This window comes from Bacillus sp. SRI_025, from assembly GCF_057592095.1.
In genome coordinates, this window is record NZ_JBYEGB010000002.1 from 721,710 (window position 1) to 741,479 (window position 19,770).

Sequence of the window (19,770 nt, forward strand, 5' to 3'; positions counted from 1 at the left end):
GTGGATTCCTGATGAACATTGCTTTAATCGCTCACGATAAGAAAAAAAGTGACATGATACAGTTTGCCACCGCGTACCGTGATATTTTGGCAGATCATACACTTTACGCAACAGGGACAACAGGTTTGAGAGTGAAAGAAGCGACGGGGCTTCCCATTCATCGTTTCCAGTCAGGACCACTTGGGGGAGATCAGCAGATCGGTGCTTTAATTGCTGATAATGCAATGGATCTTGTGCTCTTTTTTAGAGACCCACTAACTGCGCAGCCGCATGAACCGGATGTATCTGCACTCATCCGGCTTTGCGATGTGTATACCATTCCATTAGCCACCAATATGGGAACCGCTGAAATTTTAGTCAGGAATTTAAATAAAGGTACGTTTGATTTTCGAGATGTAGCAAAAAACGGAGGAACAAATGAAACGACTTGATATCCTTGCATTCGGTGCCCATAGCGATGATGTAGAGATCGGAATGGGCGGAACGATTGCAAAATACGTGAAAAAAGGGGCGCGCGTCGGAATTTGCGACTTGACCCAGGCCGAATTATCTTCAAATGGATCGGTAGAGAGCCGCAAAGAAGAAGCAAAAGCCGCCGCCGCTATTTTAGGTGTCAGAGCGAGAATCCAGCTTACACTGCCAGATAGAGGGCTGTATCTAAATGACGAAGCGATGAAGGAAATTGCGGGCGTGATTCGAACTTACAAACCGAAACTGATTTTCGCTCCGTACCACCAAGATCGGCATCCAGATCATGGCCATGCGGGCTCACTTGTAGAAGAGGCCGCTTTTTCTGCAGGCATACATAAATTTGAAGATTCATACAAGCAGCCAGCGCATAAAATAAGCCAAATGTATTATTACATGATTAATGGGCACCATCGTCCAGATTTTGTGATCGATATTTCTGAGGAAATGCACCAAAAAATTGATAGTTTGCATGCGTATAAAAGTCAATTTGTTAAATCGGCAAATTCAGTAGAAACACCTCTTGTGAACGGTTATATTGATTTTGTCAAAATGAGAGAGTCTATGTATGGAAGAGAAGTCAACAAAGCTTATGCAGAAGGGTTTATCACAAAGAAACCACTTTTGATGGACGATGACTTACTTGGGGGGTAATTATGAAAAAACTGAAGGTCGGAATTACATGTTATCCAAGTGTCGGCGGATCGGGCATTATAGCCACGGAGCTTGGAAAACGTTTAGCTGAAAAAGGGCACGATGTTCATTTCATTACCTCTAGCATTCCGTTTAGGCTTAATAAAGTATATCCGAATATTTATTTTCATGAGGTGGATGTGAATCAATATGCTGTTTTTCAATATCCACCTTATGACCTTGCGCTGGCAAGTAAATTGGCAGAAGTCGCAAAACGAGAAAAGCTTGATATTATTCATGCGCATTATGCAGTCCCGCACGCTGTCTGTGCGTTTCTAGCCAAACAAATGACTGGACACTCTGTGAAAGTCGTTACGACGCTTCACGGAACGGATATTACGGTTTTAGGCTATGATCCATCATTAAAGGAAGTCATTCGGTTCGCCATCGAATCATCGGATCGTGTGACGGCGGTGTCGCATTCATTAGCTGCGCAGACGTACGATCTCATCAAACCAGATAAAAAGATTGATACGATTCATAATTTTGTTGATGAACGGGTGTATTTGCGTGAAGATCACGATTTGCTAAAGACACATTATGGTCTTTTACCGAACGAAAAGGTTATCATCCATGTATCAAACTTTCGAAAAGTGAAACGGGTGCATGATGTGGTTCATGTGTTTCAAAAGATTTCTGAACAGGTGCAGGCAAAGCTGCTACTCATTGGTGATGGTCCTGAAAAATCGGTCGTATGCGAACTTGTGAAAAAACTGGGACTGACAGACCGCGTGTTGTTTTTAGGCAAGCAAGAGAAGGTTGAGGAGCTTTATTCAATAAGTGATTTGAAGCTGCTTCTTTCAGAGAAGGAGAGCTTTGGGCTTGTGCTTCTTGAAGCAATGGCGTGCGGTGTCCCTTGTATCGGAACGGATGTCGGAGGTATTCCAGAGGTCATTACACATGGAGAAACAGGGTTTCTTGTCCCGCTCGGCGATATAGACGGAGCAGCAAAGCACGCAGTGTCTCTGCTAAAAGACGAAGCGCTTCATGAAAAAGTGTCAGCGGCAGCTCAGTCTAGTGTTCAGGCTCATTTCTCCTCTGAAAAGATTGTGAGTGAATATGAAAAGCTTTACCTAGAATTGATCGAAGGTGATGTTGAAGATGAATGAACCATTCACACATGCGATCCCTATATTACATACACTGCACGAACATGGGCATCAGGCTTACTTTGTCGGCGGAGCGGTGAGAGATGTTCTATTAGGACGAGAAATCGGCGATATCGATATTGCGACAGATGCAACACCTGATAAGGTTGAGTCCTTATTTGAAAAAACAGTAGATGTCGGTAAGGAGCATGGCACTGTCATTGTGTTACATGAGGGTGTCAGCTATGAGGTCACGACATTTCGAACGGAATCAGAATATGAAGATTTTCGCAGACCGAAAGAAGTGGCGTTTATCAAGTCGCTTAAGGAAGATCTTTTAAGAAGAGATTTAACGATTAATGCGATGGCTATGGATATAAACGGGGAAATCATTGATCATGTAGGTGGTAAACAGGATATTAAGCGGAAACGAATTCAAACCGTCGGAGATCCTGCGTGCCGCTTTCAAGAAGATGCGCTTCGTATGATGAGAGCTGTCCGTTTTTTAAGCCAGCTTGGCTTTGAGCTGGCAGATGAGACGGCTGAAGCAATGAAAAAAGATAAACATCTGCTTGCCAACATATCGGTTGAGCGCAAAAAGATTGAAATGGAGAAGCTTTTAAAAGGCCGTCATTGTGAGCAGGCCATTCAAGTGCTCATCTCAACTAAGTTATATGAAGAATTACCAGGTCTCAAAGAGGATCGTCTTCACGAATCCTTTCAATCCTTTCCATATTACTTGCTGGATGGACTAGAAGAGGTATGGGGGGCTTGTATCCATTTGCTTGGCCTAGATGAAGCGGAGGCTGTTGTCTTCTTAAAAGAATGGAAGCTGTCAACGAAGCTTTTGAAAGACGCAATAGCTATTAGTAAATACGTTGATTGTGACTGGGATGCGGAAAACATGTTTGAAGCTGGTGAACACGTGCTCTTATCTAGTTTGAAGATCACGCAGCTAAAACATGAACGCCGCATTTTCTTTGATGAGCTGGAGGCAGCGAAGCGTTCTTATGATGCACTGCCGATTAAAAAGCTCCAAGACCTCGCTGTTTCAGGAAAAGATTTAATGGCCTTTCGGCAAAAGACGTCTGGGAAATGGATTGCAGAAGAGCTTCATTTTGTGAAAAAAGCTGTTTTGCAAAACCGTTTAGAAAACCGAAAAGAAGCCATAGAGGAGTGGCTTAAAGCATGCGATCCGCAATTAGAAAACGATTAATTGAACTATTTACAGCATCCAGCCAGGATTTTGTTTCAAGTCAGCAAATTTGTGATGAGCTTGGCTGCTCCCGAACGGCTGTATGGAAGCATATGGAGGATTTGCGAAAAGAGGGGTATGAGGTAGAAGCGGTCAGAAGAAAAGGATACCGTCTGCTTCGTAAACCGGACAAAATTAGTGAGGACGAAATTCTGTTTGGTCTTGAAACAGAGAGTTTCGGCAGGCATATTTACTTTCAGAAAGAAGTCGCTTCAACTCAGCTGATTGCCCATGATCTTGTAAATGAAGGTGCGCCCCACGGCACGATCGTTGTCAGCGATCACCAGACAGACGGAAAAGGACGCCTTCAAAGAACGTGGCATTCACCAAATGGGACAGGCATTTGGATGAGTCTCATTCTCCGGCCTGAGATCCCGCTCTATAAAGCGCCGCAAATGACGCTTTTAGCATCTGTAGCCATCGCAGAAGCGATTGCGCAGCAAACAGGACTCGCTCCATCTATAAAATGGCCAAACGATATTTTGTTGAATGGGAAAAAGGTCGTTGGCATTTTGACTGAATTAAAAGCAGAAGCCGACCAGGTTCATGCGGTCATTATTGGACCGGGCATTAATGTGAACCAAACAGCTGATGACTTCCCGGATGAACTAAAGGATGTCGCTACAAGTCTGCAAATGGAACTGAATGAAAAAGTGGATCGGGCTGCACTCATACAACAGATCATGTCCACCTTTGAAAAAAGATATGATGAATATATGCAGCAAGGATTTGCGCCGATTAAACAATTATGGGAATCGTTTGCGATGACGATCGGTCAACATATTGTTGCCCGCACCGTTAATGGGCAATATACGGGGAAGGCGCTTGGAATCAATGAAGAAGGTGTTTTATTGCTTGAAACGGAGGACGGTATCCAAAAAATCTACTCGGCAGACATTGAGATCAAGTCAACTTGAGTGGAACACCCGGCACATTTTTGATATACTTCGTGTGGGCAGTATCTGCAAAGAACTGTACCTGTTAGGAAGAAAAATTTGATAAATTTCTGCCTTGATCCTAAGGGACTTGGACAGAGGGATGATTCGCCGCACATGAGAAATCAAAGCATGTGATGTGAGGCAAGCCATCTCCTCTCCAGAATGAGGAGGAACAAATGAAGACAAAGCTAGATTTTTTCAAAATGAAAGAACAAAATGAACCTATTGTGATGCTGACTGCATACGACTATCCAGCTGCAAAGCAAGCGGAAAAAGCGGAAGTCGACATGATCTTAGTTGGTGATTCACTTGGGATGGTTGTACTTGGATTAGATTCCACAGTTCAAGTCACGATGGATGATATGATCCATCACACAAAAGCAGTGAAAAGAGGCGCAAAAGACACATTTGTTGTGACTGATATGCCATTTATGTCTTACCATTATTCGTTAGAAGAAACAATGAAAAATGCAGCACGCATCATGCAAGAAAGCGGTGCCGATGCCTTAAAGCTAGAAGGCGGAGATGGAGTATTTGAATCCATTCAAGCTCTAACAAGAGGCGGCATTCCTGTCGTCAGTCATTTAGGCCTCACACCTCAATCTGTTGGTGTACTTGGCGGGTATAAGGTGCAAGGAAAAGACCACGAAAGTGCTCAAAAATTGATTGAAGACAGCTTGAAATGTGAGGAAGCTGGTGCAATCGCACTTGTGCTGGAATGCGTACCTGGCGAACTGACAAAACGAATTACCGATATGCTGAAGATTCCTGTGATCGGAATTGGTGCAGGAGCTGAGGCAGACGGACAAGTTCTCGTTTACCATGATGTGGTTGGATACGGGGTGTCTAGAACACCTAAGTTTGTGAAACAATACGCGCAAATTGATACTGTTTTAGAAGAAGCGCTCATTCAATATACAAAAGAAGTAAAAGCACGCACATTTCCAGAGGACATGCACACGTTTCATATCAAAGAAGAAGTCCTTGATGGCTTATATGGGGGAATCAAAAAATGAACGTTGTCACCCATATTCACGAGCTAAAAGAATTAATCAAGCAGCATCAAGATAAGCAGCATTCCATCGGCTTTGTTCCGACGATGGGCTTTCTTCATGAAGGACATCTGACGCTTGCGAGGGAAGCAAGAGGACAAAATGACATTGTCGTGATGAGTATTTTTGTCAATCCTTTGCAATTTGGACCAAATGAAGACTTTGAATCCTATCCAAGGGATATGGAAAGAGACCAGCGTCTTGCAGAAGCAGCAGGAGTGGACATTTTATTTACACCTGATGTGAAGGAAATGTACCAAAACGAACCATCTATTACGATGACGGTTCAAAAGCGGACGGATGTGTTATGCGGAAAAAAACGTCCAGGACATTTTGACGGCGTTGTCACTGTGCTTACAAAGCTGTTTCATCTTGTGTCACCAACAAATGTCTACTTTGGTCTAAAGGATGCACAGCAAGTCGCTGTGATTGACGCGATGATCAAGGATTTCTTCTTTGATCTTCACCTTGTATCTGTACCAACAGTCAGAGAAGAAGACGGTTTAGCGAAAAGCTCAAGGAATGTGTACTTGTCAGAAAAAGAAAGACAAGAAGCACCTGCTTTATACCGCGCTTTAACAAAAGGACGGTCAGCTGTTGAAAAAGGTGAACGTGATGTCAGCCGTGTGTATCAGCTGATTGAAGAGGAACTTGTTCAGACGAGCGGGGAAATTGATTATATTGAGATCTACTCATATCCAGAACTTGAGCCGCTTGAACAGTTAGCAGGTCAAGTCATTATGGCGATTGCGGTGAAATTTTCACGGGCAAGACTGATTGATAATGTGATTTTCCATGTTCCTGAAAGCGGTGAAAAACATGTATAGAACCTTTATGACATCTAAGCTTCATAAAGCGACGGTAACAGAAGCAAACTTACATTATGTAGGAAGTATTACAATTGACGAAGATTTACTTGATGCGGCAGGTATGATGGCAAATGAGAAAGTACAAATTGTCAATAATCATAATGGCGCGAGACTTGAAACATATATTATTCCTGGCGAAAGAAAGAGCGGTGTCATTTGTCTAAATGGGGCGGCGGCGAGATTGGTTCAGCCAGGGGATGAAGTCATTATTATCGCTTATGGGATGCTGTCAGAAGAAGAAGCAAAGACACATACACCAAAAGTGGTCGTGTTAAATAAACAAAATCAAATTGAGCAAATGATTGGGCAAGAGCCTGCGAGAACGATTTTATAACGCAAGCTCCGTAGAAACAGAACAGTTTCAGGAAGAGAAGCTGTTCTGTTTCATCTATTTTGTCCAGAGCGTGTTTCACTTCAGGGTGAAACGAGGAATTGAGGTGTCCATTTTATGACCGATCAAAGGTTTGTTGTCGTTGATATTGAAACCACCGGGAATTCACCTAAAAAAGGTGATAAAATTATTCAAATAGCTGCGGTGGTCATTGAAAATGGACAAATTGTCGAACGGTATTCAAAATATGTGAACCCGGGAAAAGCAATCCCTGGATTTATTGAACAGCTGACAGGCATTCAGCAGCACATGGTTGACGATGCGGTGTTTTTTGAGGACATTGCCCAAGAGGTGTATGATCTCATACAGGGTGCTTATTTTGTTGCGCACAATGTTCATTTTGATTTGAATTTTTTAAATGATGAACTAAAAGCATGCGGGAAAAATGAGCTGGATGTGCTAGCAATTGATACAGTTGAGATTTCTAGAATTCTTTATCCTGAGCTTGAAGGTTATAAGCTCACTGAATTAAGTGAAGAGCTCATGCTTCCACATGACCACCCGCATAGGGCGGATAGTGATGCGGAAGTTACTGCCATGTTATTTTTAACTTTATTACATCAATTAAAACATACACCGCAAAATGTGCTGAAGCAGCTGCGCAGATTATCTTCTTATCTCCTAAGTGATATAGGGCTCTTAATTAAGCAGCTTGAAACGAGCCAAGCCAGCCTGGAAGATTCTTTGGTGGAAGTCGGCTCTTTTGCTGTAAAAGATGTCACCAATCCTATCAGTAGGGCGACACATTCAGTAGGTGAAGATGATGAAAAGCTGTTTGAGGAGATCAAAAAGAAACTTCCGCAAACGGTAGAAGGCTATGAGGTAAGAGAAGGCCAGCTTACGATGATGAATAAAGTGAGAGACGTGTTTCATGAACGAGCCTATGCATTAATTGAAGCGGCACCAGGTATTGGGAAAACGCTCGCTTACCTCATCCCAGCCGCTCTAGAAGCGAGGAAATCAGGAAAACCTGTCATTATTAGTACTTATTCCATCCTGTTGCAGCAGCAAATGTTTCAGCGCGATGTGCCGATGTTGAATCAACTGCTCCCGTTTGAGCCTGCTGCCTGTGTCTTTAAAGGCCGCGCGCATTATATTTGTTTAGATAAGTTTGAGCATGTGCTTCATGAGGAAGATGATAACTATGATGTGGTCTTAACGAAGGCGCAAATTTTAATGTGGCTCCTTGTAACGGAAACAGGTGATTTATCTGAACTGAATTTACCGTCAGGAGCCGCCAATATAAAAGACCGCATTTCCTGTGTACATATGCCGTTTACATCAAAAAAGCGCCGTTTTAAAGAGTATTGCTTTTATGAGCGCGCCAAAAAAAGAGCAAAAACAGCTGATTTAATTTTAACGAATCATCGTCTGCTTTTATCACAAACGGAGGCATCGTCTATCTTTCAGCATGCTGACGTATATGTGATAGACGAAGCCCATCAATTTGAGAAAACAGCCAATGAAACACTAGGGGATAGTGCGTCTTATATCCAGCTTCATGCGAAATTAACGCAGCTTGGCTCCTTGCAAGGCGGACTGTTAAAGAAACTGAAAAAGAGATTTCATCATGCAGGGTTACAGACGGACACATTTATTGAAATGGATGAGTATCTGAATCAGCTTCAAATGGAAAGTGATGCTTTCTTTAGCACCGTTCATTCATTTGTGAAAAGGACAAAACCAAAAGCTGACATCAATCGTCTCATTCATAGAGTACGTCATCATTCAAAGCATGCTCAGTGGAAACGGATTAAAGAAACGGCAAGTAAACTTTGTTCCTTGTTAATTGCTTGTGAGAAGCTGTATGAGCAGCAAAAAAACGAGCTTCTTCAAAAAAGTGAACAGCTGACAGAACACTTTGCCTTTGAAGCAGAGGAATACGACCAAGTCATGTCGTTTATGCATACTTTTTGCAGTACGCTTTACCGGTTTATCTTTGAACCGAAAAACGATGAAACGGTTTGGATTGAAATTGATGCAAAGGGCGCCAAAAACGCTGTCTTTATGCATGCACAGCCGTTAGATACTGGGGAGCTTTTGGCTGATCGTTTCTTTATGAACAAAAAGAGTGTCGTCCTTACATCAGGGACGCTTACGATCAATCACCGCTTTGATTATTGCTTGGAACGGTTTGGCCTGCAAGATTTTTACCCTCATCTTGTGCAAATTGATTCACCTTTCGAACTTGAAAAACAGCTCAAGGTCATTGTTCCGGCAGACATGCCGCCGATTACAAATCGTGATGAACGAGATTATGTAAAGCAAGCTGCGCAATATATTAAGATTATGGAAAAGCAGCAGCATGCAAAAATATTGGTTTTGTTTAATTCACATGAGATGTTAAAAGCAGTCTATGAAGAGCTAAAAACAGAAGGGATGCAGTCCGCCCTTTTTGCTCAAGGTCTGACAGGCGGAAGCCCCGTAAAATTAACGAAAATGTTCAAATTAGCAAAACAAGCTATTTTACTTGGTACGGGTAGCTTTTGGGAAGGTGTTGATTTTCCAGGCTCAGAGCTGACTACAGTCATCATGGCACGTCTTCCGTTCCGGCCGCCTGATTCTCCGCTCATTGAAGCAAAATGTGATGCAGCTAAAAAACAAGGGAAGAATCCATTTAAAGCCGTCGCTTTACCAGAAGCTGTGTTAACCTTTAAGCAAGGAGCTGGACGCTTGCTGCGCTCTGAAAAAGACATTGGCACATTGCTGATTTTAGACCGCCGAGTGAAAACCGCTTCATATGGAAAACTATTTTTAGAATCACTCCCTCATGCGCCAGTTCACGAGATGTCAAAAGAGTCACTTGAGGCGTATATAGAAAACCTTAACAACGAAAAGCCGCTGTCATAAGCGGCCTTTAGCTGGTGTGGGTTTGGAGTTAATTTATCGTAACGGTTTTTTGTGTTCCGTTGTAAAAATAGTATCGGTTCCCGTGCAGAAAAGTATGACTAACAATATTTACGTACCGAGGAGGAATTAGAAGTGGAAAGTAAAATAGAGGTACTTTCAACTGTTCAAATTAAGCATTCAGAAGACCTGTACAAAATCGTTGATGTATTGAACAGAACGCTTAAAAGAGAAGATCTCATGTTTGGATTAGCATTAGATCAAGAAGACCAAAATCAAGCGGTATTTACGATATATCGCACATAGGGGAAGCTTGACATGAAAAAAATAGTCTGGATTATTTCATCTGTAGTGGCTCTCGTTCTGCTCATTGGCATCATCAGCTTTACGTGGATTTATCAAATTGCCATGGGACAAAGAGAACAAGGGCATGAAGCAGCGATCGAACGAGCAAAAGAACAAGCAAACATCGTACAAGTGGAGCAAGTGGAAACCTTTGTCGGGAAAGAAAAGCAATTTATTGTTGAAGGGAAAAACAAACAGAATGAAACGACCTACGTTTGGGTTCCTGCCAGCAAAAAAGAAAAAGTGATCGCAAAAAAAGCAAAAGAAGGCATTACCTCGAATCAAGCAGTACAAGCCGTTCAAAAGGAGAACACGGTCTCTAAGCTAAAAGAAGTCAAATTAGCGAGAGAAGGTGACGTACTCCTTTGGGAAGTGACGTACTTAAATGAGAACAATCAATATAGCTTCAGCTATGTCGACTTTTCGACAGGACGTGTGGAAAAAAATTTAACACCGTAGTTTCTCCTGTCTTGCGTTGACCATGCTGATTTAGAACGGTTATAATAAAATGTATGAAAAAAGATTCACACCTGACAAATAGGTGAGTTTCTTTCTGGCTTTGGAGGGAATTATGTTGAAAACAACGATTAATCAAGTGTTCAAACACGTCGATCAAGAAGTAACCATCGGCGCATGGATTGCCAATAAACGTTCAAGCGGAAAAATTGCATTTTTGCAGTTGCGTGACGGGACAGGCTTTATTCAAGGAGTCGTAGTAAAAGCAGAAGTGGAAGAGGAAGTCTTTAAGCTTGCGAAATCAGTCACACAAGAAACATCTGTCTATGTGACAGGTCAAGTGACAAAAGATGAGCGTTCACCACTAGGTTTTGAATTACAGGTGAAATCCATTGAAGTGATTCATGAAGCGACAGATTACCCAATTACACCGAAAGAGCATGGAACAGAATTCTTAATGGATCACCGTCATTTATGGCTTCGTTCTAAAAAACAGCATGCCATTATGAAAATCCGTAACGAAATTATCCGTGCTACATATGAATACTTCCATCAAGAAGGTTTCGTGAAAGTAGATCCGCCAATTTTAACTGGAAGTGCACCTGAGGGCACAACGGAACTGTTTGCTACGAAATATTTTGATGAAGATGCGTACCTTTCTCAAAGTGGTCAGCTTTACATGGAAGCTGCAGCAATGGCACTCGGAAAAGTATTCTCATTTGGCCCAACATTTAGAGCAGAAAAATCTAAAACAAAACGTCATTTAATTGAGTTTTGGATGATCGAGCCTGAGATGGCTTTTGTCGAATTCAATGAAAACCTTGAGTATCAAGAAAATTATGTGTCTCATGTTGTTCAAAGTGTACTTGAAAACTGTAAAGTGGAGCTGCATACACTAGGTCGTGATACAGCGAAATTAGAAAACATCAAAGCACCATTCCCGCGCATCACTTACGATGAAGCGATTAAATTCTTGCAGGAAAAAGGCTATGATGATATCGAATGGGGAGATGATTTCGGAGCGCCTCACGAAACAGCGATTGCCGAAAGCTATGATAAACCAGTGTTTATCACTCATTACCCAACATCATTAAAACCGTTCTATATGCAGCCAGCACCAGATCGTGAAGATGTTGTCCTTTGTGCAGACTTGATTGCACCAGAAGGCTACGGAGAGATTATTGGCGGTTCTGAGCGTGTTCATGATTTAGAGCTTCTTGAAGCAAGATTGAAAGAACATGGGCTTGATCAGGAAACTTACAAATGGTATACAGAATTAAGACAATACGGTTCTGTACCGCATTCAGGTTTTGGTCTTGGACTTGAACGTACAGTTGCTTGGATTAGTGGAGCGCCGCATGTGCGTGAAACCATTCCTTTCCCAAGATTATTAAACCGTTTATACCCTTAAGACGTGAAAGCCTCCAACAAATGGAGGCTTTTTCAAACGTCTTTTTAGGGAGGCACGTGAAATAAAACGTGATATACTTAAAATGAAGAGGTGTATCCGATGAATAGGCAGCAATTTATAAATATGCAGCAAATGGGGGCGACAAGTTTGCCTAATTTGCTGATTGCTCATTATGAGCAGTTAGGACTGAATGAATCACAGATGATGGTCATGCTCAAGATTAAAATGAATGAAGAACAAGGTGTTTTCTTTCAAACATTTGAAGAGCTTTCTCATGGAATGACCATATCAGCGGAAGAGTGCGCGTATATGGTGCAGCATCTGATTCAAAAAGGATTTATCTCAATTCAGCCATTTGAAGACAGGTCTGGTATTCAGCATGACCGTTACTCAGTAGAACCTTTATGGGGCGTGCTGTATGACTTTTTAGAAACAAAACAGGCGAAAGAAGCTCAAAAACAACATGTGCAGGCAGAAAAATCTTTATATGCTTTATTTGAAGATGAATTCGGCAGACCGCTGTCTCCTCTTGAAGGAGAAACACTTTCGATCTGGATGGATCAAGACCATCATGATGCTGAAATGATTCGGCTAGCGCTAAGAGAAGCCGTTTTATCAGGGAAATTAAATTTCCGTTATATTGATCGAATTTTATTTGAGTGGAAAAAGAAAGGGCTGAAAACAGCGGAAGAAGCAAAAGAGCATAGCCAGCATTTCCGTTCTCAGCAGAAAACGCCACCTTCAAAAGAAGAGACGTCCACTTATAAACGACAAGTTCCTTTTTATAATTGGCTGGAACAATAACCAATAAAGGAGAAGGCATGTTATCAAAAAAACAAATCAATGAGTGTTTAGATATTATAGGAGATATGTTTCCAGAGGCTGAGTGTGAGCTTGTTCATGCCAATCCATTTGAGCTTGTGATTGCTGTTGCGCTCTCTGCTCAGTGTACAGACGTGCTTGTAAATAAAGTCACCAAAACGTTATTTCAAAAATATAAAACACCAGAAGACTATTTAAGTGTACCGCTTGAAGAACTGCAGCAAGATATTCGCTCGATTGGTCTTTATCGAAATAAGGCTAAAAACATTCAAAAGTTGAGCAAAATGCTGATTGAAGAATATGGCGGTGAAGTACCAAAGGACAGGGATGAGCTTGTCAAGCTTCCTGGGGTTGGCCGGAAAACAGCAAATGTCGTCGTTTCAGTCGCTTTTGGGGTACCGGCAATAGCAGTAGATACACATGTAGAACGAGTCAGCAAGCGTCTAGGCATCTGCCGCTGGAAGGATTCTGTGCTTGAAGTAGAGCAAACCTTGATGAAAAAGGTGCCAAAAGAAGATTGGTCTGTGACGCATCACCGCCTGATCTTTTTTGGGAGATATCATTGTAAGGCGCAGCGGCCGCAGTGCGAATCGTGTCCGCTTCTTGATATGTGCAGGGAAGGGCAGAAGAGGTTGAAAAAAGGACTGGTGAAGCTGGCATGAGCGGGGCAGCTATTTTCACCTCATATGTCGAAAAGCTAAAAGAGAAAAAGGTAGAGATAAAAGGTGATCGAGTAGATATACTGAGAGCCAATCCGCTTGCATATGATCTATCTTCGGAACCTTTAACAGACGAGCTTCCATGGCAGGAAACAGAAGAATTTGTTCCAGTCATGTTCGAACTGTGGAACGAATTAAAAGAAAAAATGCTTCCTCGTTTCCAAACAAGGAAATCCCGCTGTGATGAAGATGATATGCTGCAAGGAATCATCAGTATGATTGCGATGTTTTACTGGATTAAAGGGGAGAGAGTCCAAACGTTTGAATGGGAACTTATCAAGCAAGAGACATTTCCTGTTGCTCCGATTAATTGGACGGAACGTTTAGAGTTCATTTTGTTAAAACCTACTCAATATCACTGCTTTATTCAATTGGACGAGCTATACACGGAATTAAAAAAGCAGTATGGAAAATATGAAGCACTTAAGAAAATCAGACAGCAGCGTTAAAAAAAAGCACTTGCCAAGGAGGCAAGTGCTTTTTCATTATTCATCTTCTTTACGAGAAGTAGAATTTGATGGCGAATTGGAACTTTGAGAGTTGGCTTTCGCATCATCTTTCTTTTTATCTTTATTATCAGTTTGTGAGTTGCTGTTCCCATTTGTACTGTCTGAGCCATCATCTGAAGAACCATTATTTCCGTTTTCGGTATTTCCGCCTTGGTCTTTATCCTTATCCTGATCTTTTTTGTCATCAGGCTTTTGCTCATCAGTGCCAGGGGGCTGCTGATTTTTGTTATCGTCTGTTTGGTCTGTCTGCTCGTCGTCAGGCTGCTGCGGTTCTTCTTCTTCTTTATTCTCATCATCCGCTTTTTCTTCTTCATCAGCGTCATCCTTAATGGTGAGGAAGGTAGAAGCCGCTTTACTTGTGACATCCTCTACAGTGGCTGTCACTTGGAATTTATATGTGGAGCCAGGCTTCACATCAGAGATGACCGCTTCTTTAGCAGAGCTGTTTTGAATCTCTTTATAGCCGCCATTATCAACCGCTTGCTTGACATTAAATGTAGCATCAGCGTCGTCAGAATAGCCCCAAGTTAGTGTAATGGATTTTTTCTCTTCATCATACACCGCTTTTAAGTCAGAAGGCTTATCGGCTTCTTTTTTCTCATATGTGTCAGACACTTTGGTTGGAACTGTTCCTTTAACAAAGTATTCTGTTGTCTTTTTGTCACTTGGTGTATTCGGTCCGGCTAATTTTGCTGGATCTGAACCTTTTTCAACCGTAGCTTCGACGACACTGTCTGGTTTTTCAAATGAGCCGCTTCCATCATCAATTTGAGAAATTAATCGCTGGAAGACGATTTTGGCAACACGCTGCTCGTATTCAGTCAGCCACATTTTACCGTCTGCATCTTTTGAATTACCGATTCCAGTCCATACGGCTGCTGTATATTGCGGCGTATAACCGACAAACCAAGAATCTTTCGCACCGCCAGAAGGGATATTGTATTTATTAATATCATCTTGTCTGAAGTTCGTTGTACCGGTTTTACCAGCTACTTGAACGTTCGGTACTTGTGCAAGTGTACCAGTTCCAGATTGAACAGCAGTTTTCAGCATGTCTGTGATCATAAATGCTGTGTAATCACTCATCGCTGCTTTCGAGTCCGGCGTAAGGTCAAGCTTTGTCCCGTCATTAAATTCAACAGATGTGACAGCGTGCGGTTCGTTATAGTATCCGTTATTACCGAATGCACTAAATGCTCCAGCCATTTTTAATGAAGACACACCATCTTCAAATCCACCAATTGAATAAGATTCTGGAATATCAGAAGGTAAGTCCATGCCTAAATTATTCGCAAATTGCGCGGCATTCGCTGAACCAGCTTCTTGGAATGCTTTGAGTGCAGGGATGTTACGTGATTGTGCCAAAGCACTTCTCATCGACATTTTCCCTAAATGTCTTCTATCAAAGTTGTTAATTGGTGTCCCATCTGAGTACGTATATGGTGCATCATCGATTTGCTGATATGTTGACCATTTTTTGTTTTCAATGACTGGGCCGTAATCTAAGATCGGTTTAATTGTGGACCCTGGCTGGCGTTTTGCATCTGTCGCATAGTTAAAGCCGCCGGCTGGTACATCACGTCCACCGCCAATGGCGCGTATTTCACCATTTTTCGTATCAAGCAGGGTGACACCCGCCTGCATACCTTTCGTAAATCCAACTGAATCTCCATTGATGATATCATCTAGGTGATCCTGTGCTTTTCGATCAAGTGATGTATAGATTTTTAATCCATCAGTTGATGCATCCACTTTAGCTTTTTTCTGTACTTCTTCCATCACTTCTTCAATGTAGGCAGAGTACTTACTAGAGTTTTGGCTCTTATATTTACTAGCTGAAACAACTGTTTTGCTGACAGGGGTTGCTTTTGCAACGTCATAATCTTTTTCAGAAATATAGCCTTGTTTTTTCATAAGGCTTAAAACGATATTACGGCGTTTTTCCGCTGCCTCTGGGTGTTTCACTGGGTTATAGGCAGAAGGACTCTGCGGCATACCTGCAAGAGTGGCAGCCTGTGCAACGGTTAGTTTATTTAAATCTGTGACTCCGAAAAATTGTTCAGCTGCTTTCCCAACACCATAAGCATAAGGAGAGAAGAAAATACGGTTTAAATACATTTCCAAAATTTCATCTTTAGAGTATTTTTGCTCAAGCTGAATCGAGAGCCATACTTCCTGTACTTTCCGTTTTAACGTCTTTTGATTGCTCAGGAGGGAGTTTTTCACAACCTGCTGTGTAATTGTACTTCCGCCTTCAGCGCCAAAGCCGTCCTCAACGTTTGCTACAAGGGCACCGCCAATACGGATTGGGTCAATCCCGTGGTGCTTATAAAAACGTGCATCTTCAGTCGCAATAAATGCGTCTTTTACCACATCGGGTATATCTTTTATCGAGACATACGTTCTTTTTTCTGCACCAACTTCTGCAAACACTTTCTTGTCTTTATCATAAAGTTTTGAAGAGTATGGTGTTTTAAGCTTACTATCATCAATAGAAGGAGCGCTTGATGCAAAAACGGCAAAAGTTGTGATTCCGGCAACTAAACAAAGTAGACCGATCACGAGTAAAGATAAAAATATTTTTTTAAATAGACCTGCTTTCTTTTTGCCTTTTTTGTTCTTTTGCTTCTTATTGTTTTCTTGACTTGCTTTACGTCGCTGCTCACGACTTGTAAATTGATCAGACATCACATCTCAACCTTTCGTGTTAAACCTTTTTCGAACGTAATTGCTGCTTGCTTTCATCCGAAAAATGAAGTGTCTCCACTACTTTAATATAATCAATTCTTGGCGAATATCCAAGTGTCATTATGTGGCCAGCTTCCATTAATTCGTCTTTGCTAATGGATTTACGGCCGTTTTGCTTCTGCCGCTCCCAGAAGAAAAAGAGATCTGAAGCGGGCAAATAATAAACGGAGCCAAAAGCGGATATAATAACGAAACAAATGCCGCCTTGCTTTTCAACCTGTTTCATATGCTCAATTTGATGGTCGTGGAAATTTTTGAGCGGAAACGAGGTAGTGCTTTTGGTTTCCTTTGCTTCAAAATCGATATAGCGGCCTTTGTACACCCCGTTATAGTCTGTTGTGGAGGATTGTTTAAAATAGGCTTCTTTAATGACAGCAGCACTTCTTTTTGGATAATCCACATTCACAATTTGAACTGGGGTAGGCTTTTTATGAATGACTGCGATCCCGTTGACCAAATAGTATTGGTTCGTTTCATTTAAATCAGCCTCAAGCGTCATCCCGCGGTTACTATAAGAGGATTCGCCGCTGATTCTTTTTTTTGTCCCAATTTGTTGAATGGGCTGATACGATTTTCCGTTTGGATACCGAATCATCAAGTTTCAGCCTCCTTTTAATGCATTTTGTATTGGAGAGATCACCATGTTGTCCCAAGAAGAGCACATCATCACTCAGCAAATTTTGCGTGAAACGAAAGCAAAAAATAAAGACAACCTGACGAGGACAAATGCTTACAAGCGGTTTTATGACCGGCATCCAGAGATGAAATGGTCGCTGCTCGCTTCCTTTGTCTCGAGAAATGCAGGGTGGTCCATGACAGATTTAAAGGGCGAACTCTTCCATCCAGGTTTAACGGATCAGCAGGGGCATCTTTTTTTCACAGCATATGAAAGAGCAAATTGGCTGATCTTTTCGGATGCTTATCCTCAGCTTCTTTTGTATGAATGGTCTAAGAGATGCAGTCAACCTTTGTTTCATCTGCTGCCTTATTTCTCCGTGTCTCGTTTTATGAGCGCTGAGTGGGAACATTTTTGGCTAAAGCGTGACACAGAGCGTCTGCTTTATGCACTCATCATAAATGAACAATATACTATACAATCTCCTATTATACAAAATCCTCTTCTGAAAAAGAATGTTTTTCACTCGATTCAATATCTTTTCAGCGAGTGGGGACATTTCCAAACCGTTGTTTTTCCAACGGTGGACGGGCATTTGTACGGCTTAACCATACGGAAGTTTTCCAATGTAAAGGAACGCATTACATTAGGTAAAAAACTAGCGAAACTATTATTTCGAGCCGATTTGTTTTCGGATTTTTATCATTTTTTGCATACCGTTCCGCATACTGGGTCTCGGTTTGATTTTGAGCCGTTTTTAGGGATCGCTAGAAGGTCAACACCTTTTCTTCGGACGGTTTATCCGGTGATGACACATTCATTAGACGATCAAAGGGAAGATTGGTTTCAAAAGAAATTGAGTCCATCTTTATTTGAGGCAGAGGCGCTGCCAAAGCAGATTGAGCTGACGGACTGGTATTTTCATAAAAAAAGACAGCTTCGTTTTCTTTTCTCATTAGAGCACTATTTTTTGCATAAATAAAAAGCAGGGGGTGCCTGCTTTTTTTTTACGTAGATGGACGATTAGGACCGCCGAGCTTTTTATCAAGCTGATCTGTACTGTTTTCTTTCCCTTTTGGATTTTGCTCTTTTGGTGCTGGCTTCTTTTTCATGAAATCTACCTCCTTTTGTCCTTAGAATTTACACAATCGGACGCAATCATACAAAGAAGGACAAGCATCTGTCGAAAAGGAAGAAATAGCGCTTATCTACACTTAGATTGGCGATTTGCTTCTAGTTTTGTCATGTGTGAAGGAGGGTGAGAAAGAAAAGAGAATGTAACGAGAGACGATAAAGGAGGAATCTGATGATGAGCGAATTTGTATCAAAAGAATCCATTATGCAGTTGTTAGAGGAAATCGAGCGAAAAATTGATGCGGTGGAAGCAGAGCTGTCTCTTGCTGTGAATCAGACAAAACGTGCAGCAATAGAAGAGCAAGAACAAATCATTGACCGGCTTGAATCAGAAGTAAAGGACTGTGAAGTGAAGCTTCATGCAGCCGAGTATAAACTGGCGGCAAGACCGGCATATCACGCCGGATAGCTTTTCTATTTGAGCAATAGGTAAACGTTTGATAGGATGGTTCATAGAGGTGAACACTTTGGATAATCAAACATTACTTGAACATACACAAAACTTGAGAATATGGATCGAAAAAGCGTATGAGCAGTACCAAAAGGGAAAGGCTGAAGAGGAGTACCCATCGTATGATTTTTATACGGATATTCAGCCAGCCGTTGATACATTTGATCAGAAAATGGAAGAGTGGCTCACCGCAGCTATTTCCTTTGTTCAACAGGTCAAACCTAGATATTTACACCAAGAACAGCTTGAAGCCGTAAAAGAAAATGGTAAAGAGGTTGTCCTGCAATCTTATTTTGGCAAACAGCATGCACCCCGTGTAAAAAATTTAGTTGAGTCAGTGGTTTACACACTGAACCTTTTAATAGAAGAAATCAAACAGCGCAGCTAAAGACATAATGCTGCGTTTTTCTTATGACTTCTTTAGGCACATCTTCTGCTTTTGATCATAATATATGAGTGACATCAATATGTGTTGAGAGCGAGAGGAGCGAGATAGATGTTCCCTTATTCAAACCAGCAGCCTTATGAATTCAATCAATTCAAGCAAAGGCCTTTTCCGTATTCAGAGATGCAGCAGCAGCCTCCGCAGCCTCCAGACTATTTCATGCCGCCATATCAAGGTGGAATGAACCAGGCACCATCTACTGTTTATCAGCCGCCTTATGGATACCAAGAAAATGTGCCGCTTATGCAGCCGCCTGAAGCGATGAATCCACCCCAAATGCAGCCGCCAGGTATGATGCCCATGCAGCAGCCTATGAACCCATATCCTTTGCCAAGACCGCAAAAACAGCAGCCTTCTCAGTTTAAAAGTGTGCTGTCGCAATTCAAAAAGACGAATGGGCAATACGATTTTAACAAAATGTTTGATACAGCTGGCCAAATGATGAGTACAATGAATCAAGTAGGCTCATTGGCGAAAGGATTTACAAGCATTTTTAAAGCATAGTTAAAACCC

At 41.8% G+C, this 19,770-nt stretch carries 22 protein-coding genes; 19 read left to right on the forward strand and 3 right to left on the reverse strand.

Going from position 1 to position 19,770, the window contains the following annotated elements; all coding sequences use genetic code 11:
* Positions 1 to 11: 11 nt before the first annotated feature.
* From mgsA to AC20OE_RS08820, 15 genes are all read left to right on the forward strand, one after another.
* Complete coding sequence (mgsA, locus tag AC20OE_RS08750) at positions 12 to 431, forward strand: methylglyoxal synthase (protein WP_034280445.1); 420 nt, start codon at positions 12 to 14, stop codon at positions 429 to 431.
* Positions 418 to 1,122 (forward strand): bacillithiol biosynthesis deacetylase BshB1, encoded by a 705-nt coding sequence (gene bshB1 / locus AC20OE_RS08755; protein ID WP_039179509.1) that lies wholly within the window; start codon positions 418 to 420, stop codon positions 1,120 to 1,122. Before mgsA ends, bshB1 begins: the two co-directional genes overlap by 14 nt.
* Before the next feature lie 2 nt (positions 1,123 to 1,124).
* Positions 1,125 to 2,270: an N-acetyl-alpha-D-glucosaminyl L-malate synthase BshA gene (gene bshA, locus AC20OE_RS08760; protein WP_099663373.1), complete on the forward strand. Its 1,146-nt coding sequence runs from the start codon at positions 1,125 to 1,127 to the stop codon at positions 2,268 to 2,270.
* On the forward strand, positions 2,263 to 3,465 hold the full coding sequence (locus tag AC20OE_RS08765; protein WP_039179504.1) for a CCA tRNA nucleotidyltransferase: 1,203 nt from the start codon (positions 2,263 to 2,265) through the stop codon (positions 3,463 to 3,465). Before bshA ends, AC20OE_RS08765 begins: the two co-directional genes overlap by 8 nt.
* A complete protein-coding gene (locus AC20OE_RS08770; RefSeq protein WP_039179501.1) occupies positions 3,438 to 4,421 on the forward strand; it encodes a biotin--[acetyl-CoA-carboxylase] ligase in 984 nt (327 codons plus the stop codon). Before AC20OE_RS08765 ends, AC20OE_RS08770 begins: the two co-directional genes overlap by 28 nt.
* A 197-nt stretch (positions 4,422 to 4,618) precedes the next feature.
* A complete protein-coding gene (gene panB / locus AC20OE_RS08775; RefSeq protein WP_024422781.1) occupies positions 4,619 to 5,458 on the forward strand; it encodes a 3-methyl-2-oxobutanoate hydroxymethyltransferase in 840 nt (279 codons plus the stop codon).
* Complete coding sequence (gene panC, locus AC20OE_RS08780) at positions 5,455 to 6,321, forward strand: pantoate--beta-alanine ligase (protein WP_212043071.1); 867 nt, start codon at positions 5,455 to 5,457, stop codon at positions 6,319 to 6,321. The genes panB and panC overlap by 4 nt, the downstream gene beginning before the upstream one ends.
* On the forward strand, positions 6,314 to 6,697 hold the full coding sequence (panD, locus tag AC20OE_RS08785) for an aspartate 1-decarboxylase (RefSeq protein ID WP_024422780.1): 384 nt from the start codon (positions 6,314 to 6,316) through the stop codon (positions 6,695 to 6,697). Before panC ends, panD begins: the two co-directional genes overlap by 8 nt.
* Positions 6,698 to 6,811: 114 nt before the next feature.
* The gene (gene dinG, locus AC20OE_RS08790; RefSeq protein WP_064497520.1) at positions 6,812 to 9,604 is read left to right on the forward strand and encodes an ATP-dependent DNA helicase DinG; all 2,793 of its coding nucleotides are present in this window, start codon (positions 6,812 to 6,814) and stop codon (positions 9,602 to 9,604) included.
* Positions 9,605 to 9,736: 132 nt separating this feature from the next.
* Positions 9,737 to 9,907 (forward strand): YpmA family protein, encoded by a 171-nt coding sequence (locus AC20OE_RS08795; protein WP_064497519.1) that lies wholly within the window; start codon positions 9,737 to 9,739, stop codon positions 9,905 to 9,907.
* A gap of 12 nt (positions 9,908 to 9,919) precedes the next feature.
* Positions 9,920 to 10,405: a cell wall elongation/penicillin-binding protein regulator TseB gene (gene tseB / locus AC20OE_RS08800; RefSeq protein WP_039179489.1), complete on the forward strand. Its 486-nt coding sequence runs from the start codon at positions 9,920 to 9,922 to the stop codon at positions 10,403 to 10,405.
* Positions 10,406 to 10,520: 115 nt separating this feature from the next.
* Entirely contained in the window at positions 10,521 to 11,813 is a 1,293-nt protein-coding gene (asnS, locus tag AC20OE_RS08805) for an asparagine--tRNA ligase (protein WP_126681651.1), read from the forward strand.
* Positions 11,814 to 11,912: 99 nt separating this feature from the next.
* A complete protein-coding gene (locus tag AC20OE_RS08810; RefSeq protein ID WP_064497517.1) occupies positions 11,913 to 12,617 on the forward strand; it encodes a DnaD domain-containing protein in 705 nt (234 codons plus the stop codon).
* Between the two features lie 17 nt (positions 12,618 to 12,634).
* The gene (gene nth / locus AC20OE_RS08815) at positions 12,635 to 13,297 is read left to right on the forward strand and encodes an endonuclease III (RefSeq protein ID WP_024422776.1); all 663 of its coding nucleotides are present in this window, start codon (positions 12,635 to 12,637) and stop codon (positions 13,295 to 13,297) included.
* Positions 13,294 to 13,803 carry a YpoC family protein gene (locus AC20OE_RS08820; protein WP_059377725.1) on the forward strand — a complete coding sequence of 170 codons (510 nt, stop codon included), beginning with the start codon at positions 13,294 to 13,296 and terminating at the stop codon, positions 13,801 to 13,803. The genes nth and AC20OE_RS08820 overlap by 4 nt, the downstream gene beginning before the upstream one ends.
* Positions 13,804 to 13,839: 36 nt before the next feature.
* On the opposite strand, the gene AC20OE_RS08825 is transcribed toward AC20OE_RS08820, so the two are convergent.
* Together AC20OE_RS08825 and recU are read right to left on the reverse strand one after the other, a co-directional pair.
* Positions 13,840 to 16,551, reverse strand: coding sequence for a PBP1A family penicillin-binding protein (locus AC20OE_RS08825; RefSeq protein WP_487268800.1), 2,712 nt, complete (start codon positions 16,549 to 16,551; stop codon positions 13,840 to 13,842).
* Between the two features lie 19 nt (positions 16,552 to 16,570).
* A complete protein-coding gene (gene recU, locus AC20OE_RS08830) occupies positions 16,571 to 17,206 on the reverse strand; it encodes a Holliday junction resolvase RecU (RefSeq protein WP_058837936.1) in 636 nt (211 codons plus the stop codon).
* 46 nt (positions 17,207 to 17,252) lie between these two features.
* On the opposite strand from recU, the gene AC20OE_RS08835 reads away from it, so the two are divergent.
* The gene (locus AC20OE_RS08835) at positions 17,253 to 18,209 is read left to right on the forward strand and encodes a DUF2515 domain-containing protein (RefSeq protein WP_073979686.1); all 957 of its coding nucleotides are present in this window, start codon (positions 17,253 to 17,255) and stop codon (positions 18,207 to 18,209) included.
* A 25-nt stretch (positions 18,210 to 18,234) separates the two neighbouring features.
* On the opposite strand, the gene sspM is transcribed toward AC20OE_RS08835, so the two are convergent.
* On the reverse strand, positions 18,235 to 18,339 hold the full coding sequence (sspM, locus tag AC20OE_RS08840; protein ID WP_039179471.1) for an acid-soluble spore protein SspM: 105 nt from the start codon (positions 18,337 to 18,339) through the stop codon (positions 18,235 to 18,237).
* 197 nt (positions 18,340 to 18,536) lie between these two features.
* Between sspM and AC20OE_RS08845 the strand changes: the two genes are divergently transcribed.
* The 3 genes from AC20OE_RS08845 (at position 18,537) to AC20OE_RS08855 (ending at position 19,761) form a co-directional block, all read left to right on the forward strand.
* The gene (locus AC20OE_RS08845) at positions 18,537 to 18,770 is read left to right on the forward strand and encodes a DUF5446 family protein (RefSeq protein ID WP_224928722.1); all 234 of its coding nucleotides are present in this window, start codon (positions 18,537 to 18,539) and stop codon (positions 18,768 to 18,770) included.
* Positions 18,771 to 18,819: 49 nt separating this feature from the next.
* Positions 18,820 to 19,200 (forward strand): YppE family protein, encoded by a 381-nt coding sequence (locus AC20OE_RS08850; protein ID WP_228280239.1) that lies wholly within the window; start codon positions 18,820 to 18,822, stop codon positions 19,198 to 19,200.
* Between the two features lie 108 nt (positions 19,201 to 19,308).
* The gene (locus AC20OE_RS08855; protein ID WP_372556086.1) at positions 19,309 to 19,761 is read left to right on the forward strand and encodes a YppG family protein; all 453 of its coding nucleotides are present in this window, start codon (positions 19,309 to 19,311) and stop codon (positions 19,759 to 19,761) included.
* Positions 19,762 to 19,770: the final 9 nt, after the last annotated feature.